We start from the raw sequence: 17,566 nt of genomic DNA, 5'->3' as shown, positions 1-17,566 counted from the left end.
ATTGCTTAGTGTATTACTGGCCCTGTTGATTCCGGCGGTGCCAATGGACGTTTCTTACCTGCTCGATAGCCTCAATGACGAACAGCGCCAGGCTGTGGCCGCGCCACGCAGCAACATGTTGGTTCTGGCAGGCGCGGGGAGTGGTAAAACGCGCGTGCTTGTGCACCGTATCGCCTGGTTACTGACGGTAGAGAACAACTCGCCGTACTCGATTATGGCGGTAACCTTTACCAACAAAGCGGCGGCGGAAATGCGCCACCGTATTGGTCAGATCATGGGAACCAGCCAGGGCGGTATGTGGGTGGGTACGTTCCACGGTCTGGCGCACCGTCTGCTGCGCGCGCACCATATGGATGCCAACCTGCCGCAGGATTTCCAGATCCTCGACAGCGAAGACCAGTTGCGTCTGCTCAAGCGCCTGATCAAGGCGATGAACCTGGATGAGAAGCAGTGGCCGCCGCGTCAGGCGATGTGGTTTATCAATAGCCAGAAAGACGAAGGGCTGCGTCCGCACCACCTGCAAAGCTACGGTAACCCGGTTGAACAAACCTGGCAGAAGGTTTATCAAGCCTATCAGGAAGCGTGTGATCGCGCCGGGTTGGTGGATTTCGCCGAGCTGCTGCTGCGCGCCCATGAACTGTGGCTCAACAAACCGCATATCCTGCAGCACTATCGCGAACGCTTTACCAATATCCTGGTGGACGAATTCCAGGATACCAACAACATTCAATACGCCTGGATCCGCCTGCTGGCGGGCGATACCGGTAAAGTGATGATCGTGGGTGATGACGACCAGTCGATCTACGGCTGGCGCGGGGCGCAGGTGGAAAACATCCAGCGCTTCCTCACCGATTTCCCGGGCGCAGAAACTATTCGCCTGGAGCAGAATTACCGCTCGACCAACAATATCCTCAGCGCAGCTAACGCCCTGATTGAGAACAACAACGGACGTCTGGGTAAAAAGCTGTGGACCGACGGCGTCGACGGTGAACCGATCTCGCTGTACTGCGCGTTCAACGAGCTCGATGAAGCGCGCTTTGTCGTTAACCGCATCAAGACCTGGCAGGACAACGGCGGTGCGCTGGAGCAATGCGCTATTCTTTATCGCAGCAACGCCCAGTCGCGCGTACTGGAAGAGGCGTTGTTACAGGCCAGCATGCCGTATCGGATTTATGGCGGGATGCGCTTCTTCGAACGCCAGGAAATCAAAGATGCGCTCTCTTACCTGCGCCTGATCGCTAATCGTAATGATGACGCGGCGTTTGAGCGCGTAGTAAATACGCCGACGCGCGGGATTGGCGATCGTACTTTAGATGTCGTGCGTCAGACCTCCCGTGACCGCCAGCTAACGTTGTGGCAGGCTTGTCGTGAGCTGTTGCAGGAAAAAGCCCTCGCGGGGCGCGCTGCCAGCGCCTTACAGCGTTTTATGGAGCTGATTGACGCACTGGCCCAGGAGACCGCCGATATGCCGCTGCACGTGCAAACTGACCGGGTGATTAAAGACTCCGGGCTGCGCATGATGTACGAGCAGGAAAAAGGTGAGAAGGGCCAGACGCGTATCGAAAACTTAGACGAACTGGTGACGGCAACGCGCCAGTTCAGCTACAACGAAGAAGACGAAGACTTAATGCCGCTGCAGGCGTTCCTGTCTCACGCCGCGCTGGAAGCGGGCGAAGGGCAGGCGGATACCTGGCAGGATGCGGTTCAGCTGATGACCCTGCACTCGGCGAAAGGTCTGGAGTTCCCGCAGGTGTTTATCGTCGGCATGGAAGAAGGCATGTTCCCCAGCCAGATGTCGCTGGACGAAGGCGGACGTCTCGAAGAGGAACGCCGCCTGGCCTACGTCGGCGTAACCCGCGCGATGCAAAAGCTGACGCTGACCTACGCCGAAACGCGTCGTCTGTACGGCAAAGAGGTTTACCATCGCCCGTCGCGCTTTATTGGTGAACTACCGGAAGCGTGTGTTGAAGAGGTACGTCTGCGCGCCACGGTCAGCCGTCCGGTGAGCCATCAGCGGATGGGCACGCCAATGGCGGAAAACGATACCGGCTACAAGCTTGGCCAGCGCGTACGCCATGCCAAGTTTGGCGAGGGCACCATTGTCAATCTGGAAGGCAGCGGCGAGCACAGTCGTTTGCAGGTCGCGTTCCAGGGGCAGGGAATTAAATGGCTGGTGGCGGCCTATGCCCGACTGGAAACGGTATAACTTTCAGAAAAATATCATTATTTTGTAACGATCTGCTAGCCTTACTGATGAGCAGGTAATTTATCCAGGCTAGCGTTTCGTTGCGTGTTGACGTCAAAATTTTGCTGGCGTAACATGCGCGCACGATTACGCTAAGAGGACATTCGCCTTGGACACACCCAGTAGATACTGGCTCATTATCCTGTCATCCAGGATCAACTCCTAAGGCTATCCCTTTTTGCTGATAGCCTTCGCGGTTGTCAGCGACCTTCTGTTTTTTCCCGTCGCGCTGAGTCAGGCTGTTTAATGGTCTGAAACCCAATTTGTTTCTGTGTGCCCTCCGAACTGTCCGATAATTTTTTGCATTGGGAGTCCCGGTCATGCTGAGCGCATTTCAACTGGAAAACAATCGTTTAACTCGCCTTGAGGCAGACGAGATCGAGCACCTGGCCAGTTCGGTTTGGGTCGATTTAGTCGAGCCGGATGACGAAGAACGAAACCGTGTGCAAAAGGACTTGGGCCAGAATCTGGCTACGCGCCCTGAACTGGAAGACATCGAAGCATCCGCGCGTTTTTTTGAAGACGAAGACGGTCTGCACATTCACTCCTTCTTCTTTTATGAAGACGCCGACGATCACGCGGGTAACTCAACCGTCGCATTTACTATTCGCGAAGGTCGCCTGTTTACTCTGCGTGAGCGCGAATTGCCGGCCTTTCGCCTGTACCGCATGCGTGCGCGTAACCAGGCGATGGTGGATGGCAACGCCTACGAGCTGTTGCTCGACCTGTTCGAAACCAAAATTGAACAGCTGGCGGATGAGATCGAAAACATTTACAGCGACCTGGAAAAACTCAGCCGTGTGATCATGGAAGGGCGTCAGGGCGATGAATATGACGAAGCGCTGTCGACGCTGGCGGAACTGGAAGATATCGGCTGGAAGGTACGCTTGTGTCTGATGGATACCCAGCGCGCACTGAATTTCCTGGTGCGTAAAGCGCGGTTGCCGGGCAGTCAGCTGGAGCAGGCGCGTGAGATCCTGCGCGATATCGAATCTCTGCTGCCGCACAATGAATCGCTGTTCCAGAAGGTTAACTTCCTGATGCAGGCGGCGATGGGTTTTATCAACATTGAGCAGAACCGCATCATCAAGATCTTCTCGGTGGTTTCTGTGGTATTCCTGCCGCCGACGCTGGTGGCTTCAAGCTACGGGATGAACTTTGAATTCATGCCGGAACTGCACTGGAGCTTCGGTTATCCTGGGGCGATTGTCTTTATGATGCTCGCCGGTCTGGCGCCGTATCTGTACTTTAAGCGCAAGAACTGGCTGTAATAGCGGTGACTTATCCGGCCTACGGCGATGTGCTTTTGTAGGCCGGATAAGCGAAGCGCCATCCGGCAATGCCCTAGCTCCGACGTACCCGTCGTTGCGTATAAATCGCATCCATCACGAAAATCGCCAGCGCGACCCAGATAAACGCAAATGTGACCATTTTATCCGTTCCTGGGACTTCACCGTAGAAGGTGACGGCCAGCAGGAACATCAGCGTAGGTCCGATATACTGGAAGAAACCTAGCGTCGACAGACGCAGGCGGGTTGCCGCGCCGGTAAAGCACAGCAGCGGAATGGTGGTCACGACACCCGCAGCAATCAGCAGCAGATTGAGCGACATCGGGTTTTGCCCCATATGGCTGGTTGGGCTGTCCGCAATACCAAACAGATAGATGGCTGCAACGGGTAAAAGCCACAGGGTTTCGATCAGCATGCCGGTTTGTGCTTCGACCGCAATCTTCTTGCGCACCAGACCATAGAAAGCAAAGCTGAACGCCAGTCCCAGCGCGATGATTGGCAGCGATCCAAAGGTCCACAGCTGTACCAGCACGCCGCAGGCGGCTAATAGTACCGCCAGCCACTGCATGCGACGAAAGCGTTCGCCGAGGAAAAGCATTCCCAGCACAATATTCACCAGTGGGTTAATAAAATAGCCGAGGCTGGCTTCCAGCATATGGTGATTATTGACTGCCCAAATGAACAGCAACCAGTTTCCACCGATGAGCACCGCCGAGAGCGCCAGCAGGAAGATCTTCTTTGGCGTTTGAAGCAGCGTTTTGACACCCGACCACTGGCGGCTGATGCTCATCAGTACCACCATAAAGAAAAATGACCAGATGACGCGGTGCGTCAGGATCTCATCTGCCGGGACATAGTAAATCAGCTTGAAGTAGGCAGGAGCGATACCCCAAATAAAATAAGCAGCAAGAGCGAGTAACACGCCCTGCCGCGTTTGTTTAGCATCCATCGGGAAAACTCATTGCAGAAATGTAACAGCAGTTTACCTTTTTTTGGCTGCTTACCCCACCATATAAGTGGCGGTTGCGCTGGCAATATAAAGCTGTTCTTCGTTATGCAGTTCCACGCGTGCCACGGCGACTTTATTACCCGCCCGCAGCAGGCTGCTGGTGGCGGTAAAGCGATTTCCTCTGCCCGGACGCAGGTAATCAACGCGCAAATCGATGGTGCCCATGCGTGACATCCGCTGACGCAGTTCGTCTTCGCTGATCGTTTCATGGCGAGTTAGCGTACTGCCAACGCACACCAGTCCGGCGGCGACGTCCAGCGCCGAGGCGATCACGCCGCCATGCAAAATGCTTTGCGCCCAGTTGCCGACCATCATCGGTTGGTTATTAAAGGCTAATTGAGCAAATTCTTTCTCATAGCGTTCAAGCTCCAGTCCCAGCGCCCGGTTAAACGGCATATGATAGACAAACATTTCACCCACTAACTTCAGCGCTTCCTCAGCAGTAAGTACGGCAGACATACGATCCCTACATCTCAATGGTTAATGAAATGTTGATATTATGATTATTATTTGTTGTTTTCTACTTTAGGACGGGATGATTAACGAGGAACTCGCTAAGTATGTATACCCGTCATACTTCAAGTTGCATGTGCGTTGGCAGCGTCTGCTCACCCCAGTCACTTACTTTAGTAAGCTCCTGGGGTTTACAGACTTGCCGCCTTCCTGCAATTTGAATTATTTAGGGTATAGAATACTTGTCAGAAAATTATACAATTCATCAATATTTTGGTTCAGGAGAACAGTACTGATGCGGGCGATTCTGGGATGGTTACTACCAGCAGTCATGCTGCCGTTGACCGCGTATGCGCAGGAAGCGACAGTGAAAGAGATTCATGATGCACCAGCAGTGAGAGGCAGTATTATCGCCAATATGCTGCAAGAACACGATAATCCTTTCACGCTGTACCCCTATGACACCAACTATCTCATCTACACCAATACCAGCGACATGAACAAAGAGGCGATCAGCAGCTATAGCTGGTCCGAAAATGCGCGCAAAGATGAGGTTAAATTTCAGCTAAGCCTGGCGTTTCCGCTCTGGCGCGGGATATTAGGCCCGAATTCGGTACTCGGTGGTTCCTATACCCAGAAATCCTGGTGGCAGCTTTCTAACAGTGAAGAGTCTTCACCGTTTCGCGAAACCAACTACGAACCGCAATTGTTCCTCGGTTTCGCCACCGACTATCGCTTTGCCGGTTGGACGCTTCGTGATGTCGAAATGGGTTATAACCATGACTCCAACGGCCGCTCCGATCCCACTTCACGTAGCTGGAACCGTCTTTATACTCGTCTGATGGCTGAAAATGGTAACTGGCTGGTGGAAGTTAAGCCGTGGTACGTCATCGGCAGCACTGACGATAACCCGGATATCACAAAATATATGGGCTACTATCAGCTGAAAATGGGTTATCACCTGGGTGACGCGGTCATCAGTGTGAAAGGCCAGTACAACTGGAATACCGGCTACGGTGGCGCAGAGCTGGGAGCCAGTTACCCCATCACGAAGCATGTGCGTCTATACACTCAGGTCTACAGTGGTTACGGCGAATCGTTGATTGACTATAACTTCAATCAGACCCGTGTTGGTGTGGGCGTGATGCTCAACGATATCTTCTGACAGGTATTGAGAGTATTTTAATCATTGCAGTTTCTCTCTCAGGCGCTGAAAATAGCGCCTGTTTTTATTTCAGGCTAATGGGGTTAATGTGGCGCAGGCGGAAGTGTTGAATCTGGAAATGGGCGCTAAACAGGTTTTGCAGGAAACCTTTGGCTACCAACAGTTTCGCCCTGGTCAGGAAGAAATCATTGATACCGTGCTTTCTGGTCGCGACTGCCTGGTCGTTATGCCGACCGGTGGCGGTAAATCCCTGTGCTATCAGATTCCCGCATTATTGCTCAATGGGCTCACCGTTGTTGTTTCTCCGCTGATTTCTCTGATGAAAGATCAGGTCGATCAGCTGCTGGCCAACGGCGTGGCCGCAGCATGCCTTAACTCCACTCAAAGTCGCGAGCAGCAGCTTGAGGTGATGGCAGGCTGTCGTACAGGACAGATTCGCTTACTGTACATTGCGCCTGAGCGCCTGATGCTGGATAACTTCCTTGAAAACCTGGCGCACTGGAACCCGGTGCTGCTGGCGGTAGATGAAGCGCACTGTATTTCGCAATGGGGACATGATTTCCGCCCGGAATACGCGGCGCTGGGCCAGTTACGTCAGCGTTTCCCAACCCTGCCGTTTGTGGCGCTGACCGCGACTGCGGATGAGACAACCCGGCTGGACATTGTGCGTCTGCTGGGGCTCAACGACCCGTTAATTCAGATCAGCAGCTTTGACCGCCCAAATATTCGCTACATGCTGATGGAGAAGTTTAAGCCGCTCGATCAGCTGATGCGCTACGTGCAAGAGCAGCGCGGTAAGTCTGGCATTATCTACTGTAACAGTCGCGCTAAAGTAGAAGACACCGCCGTGCGTCTGCAAAGCCGGGGCATCAGTGCCGGGGCTTATCATGCCGGGCTGGAAAATACCGTACGCGCTGACGTGCAGGAGAAATTCCAGCGCGACGACCTGCAAATCGTGGTGGCGACCGTGGCGTTCGGTATGGGGATCAACAAACCCAACGTACGCTTCGTGGTGCATTTTGATATTCCGCGCAACATCGAGTCCTATTACCAGGAAACCGGCCGCGCCGGGCGTGACGGCCTGCCTGCGGAAGCAATGCTGTTTTACGATCCGGCTGATATGGCATGGCTACGCCGTTGCCTCGAAGAGAAACCCGCTGGGCAACTGCTGGATATCGAGCGCCATAAGCTCAATGCGATGGGGGCGTTTGCCGAGGCGCAAACCTGTCGTCGCCTGGTGCTGCTGAATTATTTTGGCGAAGGGCGTCAGGAGCCTTGCGGTAACTGCGACATCTGCCTCGAACCGCCAAAACAGTACGACGGACTCATGGATGCGCGCAAAGCGCTGTCGACGATTTACCGTGTTAACCAACGCTTCGGCATGGGGTACGTCGTGGAAGTGCTGCGCGGAGCGAATAATCAGCGTATTCGCGAACTGGCTCATGACAAACTGCCGGTCTATGGCATTGGTCGCGAGCAAAGCCATGAACACTGGGTCAGCGTTATTCGCCAGCTTATTCATCTTGGTCTGGTGACGCAGAATATTGCCCATCACTCGGCATTACAGTTAACCGAAGCCGCGCGTCCGGTACTGCGCGGTGACGTTCCACTACAGCTTGCCGTGCCGCGTATTGTGGCGCTGAAACCACGTGCGATGCAGAAATCCTTCGGCGGCAACTATGACCGCAAACTGTTCGCCAAACTGCGTAAGCTGCGTAAAGCCATTGCCGATGAAGAGAACATCCCGCCGTACGTGGTGTTCAACGACGCCACGCTGATTGAAATGGCGGAGCAGATGCCAGTTTCACCGAGTGAAATGCTAAGCGTTAACGGTGTGGGGATGCGTAAACTTGAGCGTTTCGGTAAAGAGTTTATGGCGCTTATTCGCGCACACGTTGATGGTGACGACGAAGAGTAGTCAGCCGGGCAAAAAAGTGCCAGGATGATGACTCACTGAACTATTCCCCCGCGAGTCATTTTTATGTTAACGCTATTTTTCACCGTTGCGTTGGTGCACATCGTTGCGCTGATGAGTCCCGGTCCCGATTTCTTTTTTGTTTCTCAAACTGCGGTTAGCCGTTCGCGCAAAGAAGCGATGATGGGCGTGCTGGGTATTACCTGTGGCGTCATGGTCTGGGCTGGCGTGGCACTGCTCGGCCTGCATCTGATTATCGAAAAAATGGCCTGGCTGCACACCATTATTATGGTAGGTGGGGGGCTGTATCTGTGCTGGATGGGTTATCAGATGCTGCGCGGCGCGTTTAAAAAACAGGATGTTGCAGCTCCCACTCCGCAGGTTGAGTTAGCGCAGAGCGGACGCAGCTTTTTGAAAGGTCTGCTGACCAATCTGGCGAACCCTAAAGCCATTATCTATTTTGGCTCCGTCTTCTCGTTATTTGTTGGCGACAACGTGGGAACGGGCGCGCGTTGGGGAATTTTTGCCCTGATCATCGTGGAAACGCTGGCGTGGTTTACCGTGGTCGCCAGCCTGTTTGCGCTGCCGAAAATGCGTCGTGGCTATCAGCGCCTGGCGAAGTGGATTGACGGTTTTGCTGGCGCGCTGTTTGCGGGCTTCGGTATCCACCTGATTATTTCGCGCTAAGCTTCCTTCAGGCCGGATAAGCGCTAACGCTATCCGGCACTGTTATCAGGCATGCCTTGCCGATGCCAGCAGGGCGCCTATCAGCATAAACAGTGAACCAAACACTTTGTTCAGCGCCTTCATTTGCTTTGGCCCTTTAATCCAGCCAGCAATGCGCGTGGCCAGCGTCGCGTAACCGATCATCACAATGATATCGACCACAATGGTCGTGACGCCAAGCACTACGTACTGCATCAGTTGCGGTTCCTGCGGCAGGATAAACTGCGGGAACAGAGCGGCAAGAAAAACAATGCTTTTGGGGTTGGTCAGATTCACAAAGACCGCACGTTTGAACAGGCGGCTACGCGATTGTGTATTCGCCATGGTGTTCAGATCGATAGCACCCGCCGCGCGCCATTGTTGAATACCCAGCCAAATCAGATAGGCCGCTCCCGCCCACTTCAGCACCTCAAACGCGATCACCGAACGTGAAAATAGCGTTCCCAGCCCCACACCTACCAAAATGATATGAATGCCCAGCCCGGTCTGTAAACCCGCAATCGACGCGCTGGCACCGCGATAACCATGGCTGATGGCGGTGGTCATAGTGTTGATTGCGCCAGAGCCTGGAGACAAGCTCAAAATAATAGAGGTCAGCAGGTAGGCGAACCACCATTCAAAGGTCATGAGAAACTCCCGGATTGTCTATTTTTATGCCACAATACGCTACTGCCGTTAGGTTGTGTCAGCGACGGCGAAAAAAACGATTTTACTTGGTCAGCGAGGCTGGATACCCGATGTTTCAGCAGCAAAAAGACTGGGAAACAAGAGAAAACGCGTTTGCTGCTTTTTCCATGGGGCCACTGACAGATTTCTGGCGTCAGCGGGAAGAAGCGGAATTTACGGGTGTGGATAATATCCCCGTACATTTTGTGCGTTTTCATGCAGAAAAAAACGATCGCGTCATCGTCGTCTGTCCTGGACGCATTGAAAGCTACGTGAAATACGCTGAACTGGCGTATGACCTGTTTCATTCTGGTTTTGACGTGCTCATTATCGATCACCGTGGTCAGGGGCGTTCCGGGCGAATGCTTTCGGATCCGCATCGCGGGCATGTCGATAACTTTAATGACTATGTTGACGATTTAACCGCCTTCTGGCAGCAGGAAGTGCTACCCGGTCCGTGGAGAAAACGCTATATACTGGCGCATTCTATGGGCGGAGCGATTGCCACATTGTTCCTGCAGCGCCACCCGAATCAGTGTGATGCCATCGCGCTTTGCGCGCCAATGTTTGGTATTGTGATGCGCTTTCCCGACTGGATGGTGCGCCACATTCTTGACTGGGCTGAAGGGCATCCGCGCATCCGTGAAGGCTATGCGATGGGAACCGGTCGCTGGCGGGCGCTGCCATTCGGTATGAATGCGCTCACCCATAGTCGACAGCGCTATCGGCGTAACCTACGCTTCTACGCAGATGATCCGCGGTTACGTGTGGGTGGCCCTACCTATCACTGGGTGCGTGAAGGCATTCAGGCGGGCGAACAGGTTCTGGCTGGCGCGGGAGACGACGCGACGCCGACGCTGCTGATTCAGGCCGAAGAAGAGCGTGTAGTGGATAACCGCATGCACGATCGTTTTTGTGAACTCCGCGCTGCAGCAGGCCATCCGGTAGAAGGAGGTCAGCCGCTTGTCATAAAAGGCGCGTACCATGAGATCCTTTTCGAAAAGGACGCAATGCGCTCAGTCGCGCTTAACGCTATTGTTGATTTTTTCAACAGGCATAACTCATCCAGCGGAACTCGCTTTTCCTAGAGGTTTAATTTTCTTATGTATCAGGTTGTTGCGTCTGATTTAGACGGTACGCTGCTTTCTCCCGACCATACTTTGTCCCCTTATGCCAAAGAGACGCTAAAACTACTGACGGCTCGCGGTGTTCACTTCGTGTTTGCCACCGGTCGTCATCATGTTGATGTGGGGCAAATTCGCGATAACCTCGGCATTAAAACCTACATGATCACGTCCAACGGCGCGCGCGTGCATGATTCTGACGGGAATCTGGTGTTTTCCCATAACCTGGATCGCGACATTGCCAGCGACCTGTTTGGCGTAGTGAATGCAAACCCGGACATCGTGACCAACGTTTATCGTGATGATGAGTGGTTCATGAACCGCCACCGCCCGGAAGAAATGCGTTTCTTTAAAGAGGCGGTATTCAATTATTCACTGTTTGAACCTGCGCTGCTGGAGCCGGATGGCGTCAGCAAAGTGTTTTTCACCACCGATTCTCACGAAAGGTTGCTGCCGCTGGAACAGGCGATTAACGCTCGCTGGGGCGATCGCGTCAATGTCAGCTTCTCTACGCTTACCTGTCTGGAAGTCATGGCGGGCGGCGTGTCGAAAGGTCATGCACTGGAAGCTGTGGCGAAAGCGATGGGCTATAGCCTGAAAGACTGTATCGCTTTTGGCGACGGGATGAACGACGCGGAAATGCTCTCCATGGCGGGCAAAGGCTGCATCATGGGCAATGCCCACCAGCGCCTGAAAGATCTGCACCCAGAACTGGAAGTCATCGGACTCAACGCCGACGATGCCGTGCCGCACTACCTGCGCGATCTCTTTTTAAAGTGATTGTTCTTTAGTTGACCAGTTGTCAACTAAACTCTCCGCTACAATGGATGTTCCCTGTTCTAAGAGACATCCATTGTGGCGCTACTCATCATTACCACTATTTTGTGGGCCTTTTCCTTCAGCCTGTTTGGCGAGTACCTTGCCGGTCATGTCGATAGCTATTTTGCGGTGCTGGTGCGTGTTGGACTCGCGGCGCTGGTGTTCCTGCCGTTTTTACGCACCCGTGGGCACAGCGTAAAAACAATCGCGCTGTATATGCTGGTGGGGGCCATGCAGCTTGGCATTATGTATATGCTGAGTTTTCACGCCTACCTGTATCTGACGGTTTCAGAGCTGTTGCTTTTCACCGTGCTGACGCCGCTCTACATCACGCTGATTTATGACCTGATGAGCGGGCGCCGTTTGCGTTGGAGCTACGCTTTCAGTGCGTTACTGGCGGTGATTGGCGCGGGGATTATTCGTTACGATCAGGTAACCAGCCACTTCTGGACCGGTCTGCTGCTGGTGCAGTTGTCCAATATCAGCTTTGCTATTGGTATGGTGGGCTATAAACGTCTGATGGAAACGCGGCCAATGCCGCAGCACAACGCCTTTGCCTGGTTTTACATGGGCGCCTTTATGGTGGCGGTCGTCGCCTGGTTCATGCTGGGCAATGCGCAGAAAATGCCTGCAACCACGCTACAGTGGGGAATTCTGGTCTTTCTTGGTGTGGCGGCATCCGGTATTGGTTACTTTATGTGGAACTACGGTGCGACCCAGGTGGATGCCGGTACGTTGGGCATCATGAACAATATGCATGTGCCGGCCGGGCTGTTGGTCAACCTGGCCATCTGGCATCAACAGCCTCACTGGCCTAGCTTCATCATTGGCGCGGCTGTGATAGTGGCCTCACTGTGGGTACATCGAAAGTGGGTCGTTCCGCACTCCGCACAAACGGCAGATGATCGCAGGCGTGATTCCGCGCTGAGCGAATAAACGCTTCTGTGACCGGCTGGCGCTGCTCGCCATCACGCACGGCGGCGTACAGTCGGCTCCACAATCCATCGCCCAGGGTTTTGGTCACTACCAGGCCCTGGCGTTCAAAACTCTCCACCACCCAATGCGGTAACGCCGCGATGCCCATTCTGGCTGCAACCATCTGAATCAGCAGCAGGGTATTATCCACGCTCTTCAGCGACGGGCTAACGCCTGCGGGCTGCAGGAAATGTCGCCAGACATCCAGTCGACTCCGTTGCACCGGGTAAATAAGCAGCGTCTCGCTGGCTAAATCTTCCGGCGTGATTTGCGTTTTGCTGGCTAACGGGTGATCCGGCGCCAGTACCAGGCGGACTTCAAAATCGAACATCGGCGAATAGTGCAGTCCGCTGCGCGGCAGAATGTCGGAGGTTAACACCAGATCCAGCTCATCCTGCTGTAGCGCTGGTTGCGGATCGAACGTCACGCCGGATTTAAAGTCCATCTCCACCTGCGGCCAGTTGGCACGAAAATTCTCCAGCGCGGGCGTCAGCCACTGGATACAGCTGTGGCATTCAATCGCGATTCGCAGCCGGGTTTGCTGTGGTTCGTTGCAGGCCTGCAGCGCACGACCAATTTGCGGCAACACCTGATTGGCTAACTGCAGCAGGATTTCTCCCTGCGGCGTAAAGCGCAGAGGCTGGCTTTTACGGATAAAAAGTCGAAAGCCAAGGCGCTGCTCCAGATCGCTGAACTGGTGAGAAAGAGCGGATTGGGTCTGATGCAACGTCGCCGCGGCGGCTGCCAGCGAACCACTATTCCGCAACGCCTGGAGCGTTTTCAGGTGTTTAATCTCGATCATGAAAGTCCTTCACTTCGACATGAACAAATTGCGCTTGAGGAATATACAGTACTTGCGAAATATAGCGGTGTAAACATCTGGACGGCTAAAACCTGCAAATTAAATAAGAGGCATGTAATGACAATACTTAATCACACCCTCGGTTTCCCTCGCGTTGGCCTGCGTCGCGAGTTGAAGAAAGCGCAAGAAAGTTACTGGGCGGGAAATTCTTCCCGTGAAGATTTGCTGACTGTTGGCCGCGAGCTGCGTGCCCGCCACTGGGATCAGCAGAAGCAGGCGGGTGTTGACCTGCTGCCGGTAGGTGATTTTGCCTGGTACGATCACGTGCTGACCACCAGCCTGCTGCTCGGCAACGTTCCGGCGCGTCATCAGAATAAAGACGGCTCGGTTGATATCGATACCTTATTCCGCATTGGCCGTGGCCGCGCACCGACCGGTGAGCCGGCGGCGGCGGCAGAAATGACCAAATGGTTTAACACTAACTATCACTACATGGTACCGGAGTTCACCAAAGGCCAGCAGTTCAAACTGACCTGGACGCAACTGCTGGATGAAGTAGACGAAGCGCTGGCACTCGGGCACAAGGTGAAACCTGTGCTGCTGGGGCCGGTAACTTACCTGTGGCTGGGGAAAGTGAAGGGCGAACAGTTTGACCGCCTGAGTCTGTTGAACGACATTCTGCCGGTTTACCAGCAGGTGCTGGCGGAGCTGGCAAAACGGGGTATTGAGTGGGTGCAGATTGACGAACCCGCTCTGGTGCTGGAGCTGCCGCAAGCGTGGCTGGATGCCTTTAAACCGGCTTATGACGCCCTGCAGGGCCAGGTGAAACTGCTGCTGACCACCTACTTCGAAGGCGTAACGCCAAACCTGGATACCATTACCGCGCTGCCGGTGCAGGGGCTGCACGTTGACTTCGTGCACGGTAAAGATGATGTCGCCGAGTTGCACAAACGTCTGCCTGCCGACTGGCTGCTGTCAGCGGGCCTGGTGAACGGACGTAACGTCTGGCGCGCCGACCTCAGCGAAAAATACGCACAAATTAAAGATATCGTCGGGAAACGTGACCTGTGGGTGGCTTCTTCCTGCTCCCTGCTGCACAGCCCCATCGATCTCAGCGTGGAAGCCCGCCTTGATGCAGAGGTGAAGAGCTGGTTTGCCTTCGCCCTGCAAAAATGCGGCGAGCTGGCGCTGTTGCGTGATGCGTTGAACAGCGGTGATACGGCGGCAATTGTCGAGTGGAGCGCACCGATTCAGGCTCGTCGTCACTCTACCCGTGTCCATAACGCCGCAGTGGAAAAACGCCTGGCGGCGATCACCGCTCAGGACAGCCAGCGCGCCAACGCCTATCCGGTTCGTGCCGAGGCGCAGCGTGCCCGCTTTAATCTGCCGGCATGGCCGACCACCACTATCGGTTCATTCCCGCAAACCACGGAAATTCGCGGCCTGCGTCTGGATTTCAAAAAAGGCAACCTCGATGCCGGTAACTACCGCACCGGTATCGCGGAACATATCAAACAGGCGATTGTTGAACAGGAGCGTCTGGGTCTCGACGTGCTGGTACACGGTGAAGCCGAGCGTAACGACATGGTGGAATACTTTGGTGAGCATCTGGACGGCTTCGTCTTTACCCAGAACGGTTGGGTGCAGAGCTACGGTTCTCGCTGCGTGAAGCCACCGGTTGTTATTGGCGACGTCAGCCGTCCGGAAGCGATTACCGTTGAGTGGGCGAAGTATGCCCAGTCGCTGACCGACAAACCGGTAAAAGGCATGCTGACCGGACCGGTGACCATTCTCTGCTGGTCATTCCCGCGTGAAGACGTGATGCGTGAAACCATCGCGAAGCAGATTGCGCTGGCGCTGCGTGACGAGGTAGCTGATCTGGAAGCGGCGGGGATCGGCATCATTCAGATTGACGAACCGGCATTGCGCGAAGGTCTGCCGCTGCGTCGCAGCGACTGGGCGGCGTATCTGGAATGGGGCGTGGAAGCCTTCCGCATTAACGCGGCGGTGGCGAAGGATGAAACCCAGATCCACACCCACATGTGTTACTGCGAGTTCAACGACATCATGGACTCCATTGCGGCGCTGGACGCGGACGTGATCACTATTGAAACCTCGCGTTCCGACATGGAGTTACTGGAGTCGTTCGAAGAGTTCGACTATCCGAACGAAATCGGGCCGGGCGTCTACGACATTCACTCGCCGAACGTCCCGAGCGTGGAGTGGATTGAAGCTCTGCTGAAGAAAGCCGAGCAGCGTATTCCGGCTGAACGTCTGTGGGTGAACCCGGACTGCGGTCTGAAAACGCGCGGTTGGCCGGAAACCCGCGCCGCGCTGGCAAACATGGTTAAAGCGGCGCAGAATCTGCGTCAGGCGTAAAAACAAAACGGAGGCTGATGCCTCCGTTTTGTTTATTGGTTTGCCTGGCGGGAATTATTTCTTCCCACCGTATTGCGCGAACCACTCCAGCATTCTCTGCCAGCCGTCTTTCGCGGACTCTTCGTGATAGCTCGGGCGATAATCGGCGTTAAACGCATGCCCGGCATCGGGATAGACCACGATTTCCGCTTTCGCATTGGCGGCGCGCAGCGCCTGACGCATTGTTTCAACGGTATCTTGCGGAATGCTGGTATCCTGGCCGCCATAAAGTCCCAAAACGGGGGCGTTAAGATCGGTTGCGATATCAACGGGATGTTTGGGGGAGTTCAGCGTTTTATCGCCCACCAGTTTGCCGTACCACGCCACCGCCGCTTTTAGCTGTGGATTGTGTGCGGCATACAGCCAGGTAATGCGCCCGCCCCAGCAAAATCCGGAGATCATCAGTTGGTGCGCATCTCCCCCGTTGCGGGAGGCCCAACTGGCGACGTGATCCAAATCGGCCAGTACCTGAGAGTCAGGCACTTTGGCGACGAGGCCGCTTAGAAGCGTCGGGATATCGGCAAAGTCATTGGGATCGCCTTCGCGAAAATAGAGTTCGGGTGCGATAGCCAGATATCCTTCCAGCGCCAGTCGACGGCAAACATCACGAATGTGCTCATGAATACCAAAAATCTCCTGCACGACAATGATGACGGGCAGCGGACCATCGGTCTGTTGCGGCCGTGCGTAATACGCAGGCATATCATCGCCTTGTGAAGGTATGGACGTTACACCGGCGATAATCGCGTTATCCGGAGTGTGAACCGTGGTAGACGTCGGTGGAGATACAGCAGGTGCAAAGCCAGATTGTCGTGTTGTCATGGTATTCTCCGTACCCTTAAATATTCAGCCAAAAAGCGCATTGTTAACTATAGACACATGCAACGAACCACATTGCCTTAAACGGGCTATCTTTTGTGCAGGGCTTCCTTACATCGCATCGTTTATGTGATATGCATCACTATTTGATGGTAATTGAATGCAATTGATTTACATCAGAGTGATGACTGTCACGAAAATATGTTCATGCCTTCGGTAAAGTGTGTTTTTGCTTCTTCTGACAAAACCGATTCACAGAGGAGTTTTTATGTCTAAGTCTGATGTTTTTCATCTCGGCCTCACTAAGAGCGATTTACAAGGGGCTACGCTTGCTATCGTCCCTGGCGACCCGGAGCGTGTGGAAAAGATCGCCGCGCTGATGGATAAGCCGGTTAAGCTGGCATCTCATCGCGAGTTCACCACCTGGCGTGCTGAGCTGGATGGTAAAGCCGTGATCGTTTGCTCTACCGGTATCGGCGGCCCGTCAACCTCTATCGCCGTAGAAGAACTGGCACAGCTGGGCATTCGTACCTTCCTGCGTATCGGTACGACTGGCGCTATCCAGCCGCATATCAACGTAGGTGACGTACTGGTCACCACGGCGTCTGTCCGTCTGGACGGCGCAAGCCTGCACTTCGCGCCAATGGAGTTCCCGGCTGTTGCAGACTTCGAGTGCACCACCGCGCTGGTGGAAGCGGCGAAATCTATCGGCGCTACTACCCACGTTGGCGTTACCGCGTCTTCTGATACCTTCTACCCGGGCCAGGAGCGTTACGACACCTTCTCTGGTCGCGTCGTGAGCCGTTTCAAAGGCTCAATGGAAGAGTGGCAGTCTATGGGCGTTATGAACTACGAAATGGAATCTGCCACGCTGCTGACCATGTGTGCAAGCCAGGGTCTGCGTGCCGGTATGGTCGCGGGTGTTATCGTGAACCGTACTCAGCAAGAGATCCCTAATGCGGAAACGATGAAACAAACGGAAAGTCACGCGGTGAAAATCGTGGTAGAAGCCGCACGTCGTTTACTGTAATTCTCCCGTCTATTCAAAAAGGCCGACTCGTTCGGCCTTTTTATTTTGCGTAGTACCTCGCAGGAAATACCTTTTAAACTGGACGTTTATACAGCACAATTCTATTTTGTG

Annotated in this window: 16 protein-coding genes; 11 read left to right on the top strand and 5 right to left on the bottom strand. The window is 54.3% G+C overall.

What is annotated here, in order from left to right:
* Positions 1-43: 43 nt before the first annotated feature.
* The 3 genes from uvrD (at position 44) to corA (ending at position 3,516) form a co-directional block, all read left to right on the top strand.
* Complete coding sequence (gene uvrD / locus FDX24_RS19725) at positions 44-2,206, top strand: DNA helicase II (RefSeq protein ID WP_003017922.1); 2,163 nt, start codon at positions 44-46, stop codon at positions 2,204-2,206.
* 148 nt (positions 2,207-2,354) lie between these two features.
* Positions 2,355-2,411, top strand: a complete 57-nt coding sequence (gene ysgD, locus FDX24_RS23550; RefSeq protein ID WP_212723238.1) for a YsgD/CorL family protein — start codon at positions 2,355-2,357, stop codon at positions 2,409-2,411.
* A 154-nt stretch (positions 2,412-2,565) separates the two neighbouring features.
* Positions 2,566-3,516, top strand: a complete 951-nt coding sequence (gene corA / locus FDX24_RS19720) for a magnesium/cobalt transporter CorA (RefSeq protein ID WP_003017920.1) — start codon at positions 2,566-2,568, stop codon at positions 3,514-3,516.
* A gap of 73 nt (positions 3,517-3,589) precedes the next feature.
* Here corA and rarD read toward each other — a convergent pair whose 3' ends face one another.
* Both rarD and yigI read right to left on the bottom strand, forming a co-directional pair.
* The gene (rarD, locus tag FDX24_RS19715) at positions 3,590-4,483 is read right to left on the bottom strand and encodes an EamA family transporter RarD (RefSeq protein ID WP_101743044.1); all 894 of its coding nucleotides are present in this window, start codon (positions 4,481-4,483) and stop codon (positions 3,590-3,592) included.
* A 51-nt stretch (positions 4,484-4,534) separates the two neighbouring features.
* Positions 4,535-5,002 (bottom strand): acyl-CoA thioesterase YigI, encoded by a 468-nt coding sequence (yigI, locus tag FDX24_RS19710; protein WP_003017917.1) that lies wholly within the window; start codon positions 5,000-5,002, stop codon positions 4,535-4,537.
* A 289-nt stretch (positions 5,003-5,291) separates the two neighbouring features.
* On the opposite strand from yigI, the gene pldA reads away from it, so the two are divergent.
* The 3 genes from pldA to rhtC all read left to right on the top strand — a co-directional run bounded on the left by pldA (position 5,292) and on the right by rhtC (position 8,763).
* Entirely contained in the window at positions 5,292-6,161 is an 870-nt protein-coding gene (gene pldA, locus FDX24_RS19705) for a phospholipase A (RefSeq protein ID WP_079939623.1), read from the top strand.
* Positions 6,162-6,249: 88 nt separating this feature from the next.
* The gene (gene recQ, locus FDX24_RS19700; protein WP_137364796.1) at positions 6,250-8,079 is read left to right on the top strand and encodes an ATP-dependent DNA helicase RecQ; all 1,830 of its coding nucleotides are present in this window, start codon (positions 6,250-6,252) and stop codon (positions 8,077-8,079) included.
* Positions 8,080-8,142: 63 nt separating this feature from the next.
* Entirely contained in the window at positions 8,143-8,763 is a 621-nt protein-coding gene (rhtC, locus tag FDX24_RS19695) for a threonine export protein RhtC (RefSeq protein WP_003828942.1), read from the top strand.
* 45 nt (positions 8,764-8,808) lie between these two features.
* Here rhtC and rhtB read toward each other — a convergent pair whose 3' ends face one another.
* The gene (gene rhtB / locus FDX24_RS19690; RefSeq protein ID WP_048214083.1) at positions 8,809-9,429 is read right to left on the bottom strand and encodes a homoserine/homoserine lactone efflux protein; all 621 of its coding nucleotides are present in this window, start codon (positions 9,427-9,429) and stop codon (positions 8,809-8,811) included.
* A gap of 110 nt (positions 9,430-9,539) precedes the next feature.
* Here rhtB and pldB point away from each other — a divergent pair, with 110 nt between their 5' ends.
* The 3 genes from pldB (at position 9,540) to FDX24_RS19675 (ending at position 12,347) form a co-directional block, all read left to right on the top strand.
* Positions 9,540-10,556 carry a lysophospholipase L2 gene (pldB, locus tag FDX24_RS19685; protein WP_137345896.1) on the top strand — a complete coding sequence of 339 codons (1,017 nt, stop codon included), beginning with the start codon at positions 9,540-9,542 and terminating at the stop codon, positions 10,554-10,556.
* Positions 10,557-10,571: 15 nt separating this feature from the next.
* Complete coding sequence (gene yigL / locus FDX24_RS19680; RefSeq protein ID WP_048214085.1) at positions 10,572-11,372, top strand: sugar/pyridoxal phosphate phosphatase YigL; 801 nt, start codon at positions 10,572-10,574, stop codon at positions 11,370-11,372.
* 75 nt (positions 11,373-11,447) lie between these two features.
* Positions 11,448-12,347: a carboxylate/amino acid/amine transporter gene (locus tag FDX24_RS19675; protein ID WP_003017909.1), complete on the top strand. Its 900-nt coding sequence runs from the start codon at positions 11,448-11,450 to the stop codon at positions 12,345-12,347.
* On the opposite strand, the gene metR is transcribed toward FDX24_RS19675, so the two are convergent.
* Complete coding sequence (gene metR / locus FDX24_RS19670) at positions 12,235-13,188, bottom strand: HTH-type transcriptional regulator MetR (RefSeq protein WP_003841224.1); 954 nt, start codon at positions 13,186-13,188, stop codon at positions 12,235-12,237. The two genes, FDX24_RS19675 and metR, sit on opposite strands and share 113 nt — an antisense overlap.
* Before the next feature lie 117 nt (positions 13,189-13,305).
* Here metR and metE point away from each other — a divergent pair, with 117 nt between their 5' ends.
* Complete coding sequence (gene metE, locus FDX24_RS19665) at positions 13,306-15,567, top strand: 5-methyltetrahydropteroyltriglutamate--homocysteine S-methyltransferase (protein ID WP_137364795.1); 2,262 nt, start codon at positions 13,306-13,308, stop codon at positions 15,565-15,567.
* Positions 15,568-15,621: 54 nt separating this feature from the next.
* On the opposite strand, the gene FDX24_RS19660 is transcribed toward metE, so the two are convergent.
* Positions 15,622-16,428, bottom strand: a complete 807-nt coding sequence (locus FDX24_RS19660) for a dienelactone hydrolase family protein (protein ID WP_137364794.1) — start codon at positions 16,426-16,428, stop codon at positions 15,622-15,624.
* 265 nt (positions 16,429-16,693) lie between these two features.
* Here FDX24_RS19660 and udp point away from each other — a divergent pair, with 265 nt between their 5' ends.
* Entirely contained in the window at positions 16,694-17,455 is a 762-nt protein-coding gene (gene udp / locus FDX24_RS19655) for a uridine phosphorylase (protein ID WP_003017903.1), read from the top strand.
* The last annotated feature ends 111 nt before the right edge of the window (positions 17,456-17,566 follow it).

The sequence above is a fragment of the Citrobacter sp. wls716 genome (genome assembly GCF_005280975.1).
Classification (GTDB): domain Bacteria; phylum Pseudomonadota; class Gammaproteobacteria; order Enterobacterales; family Enterobacteriaceae; genus Citrobacter; species Citrobacter youngae.
The sequence above is the reverse complement of the archived record's forward strand: the minus strand, read 5'-3'. Positions and strand labels throughout refer to the sequence as shown.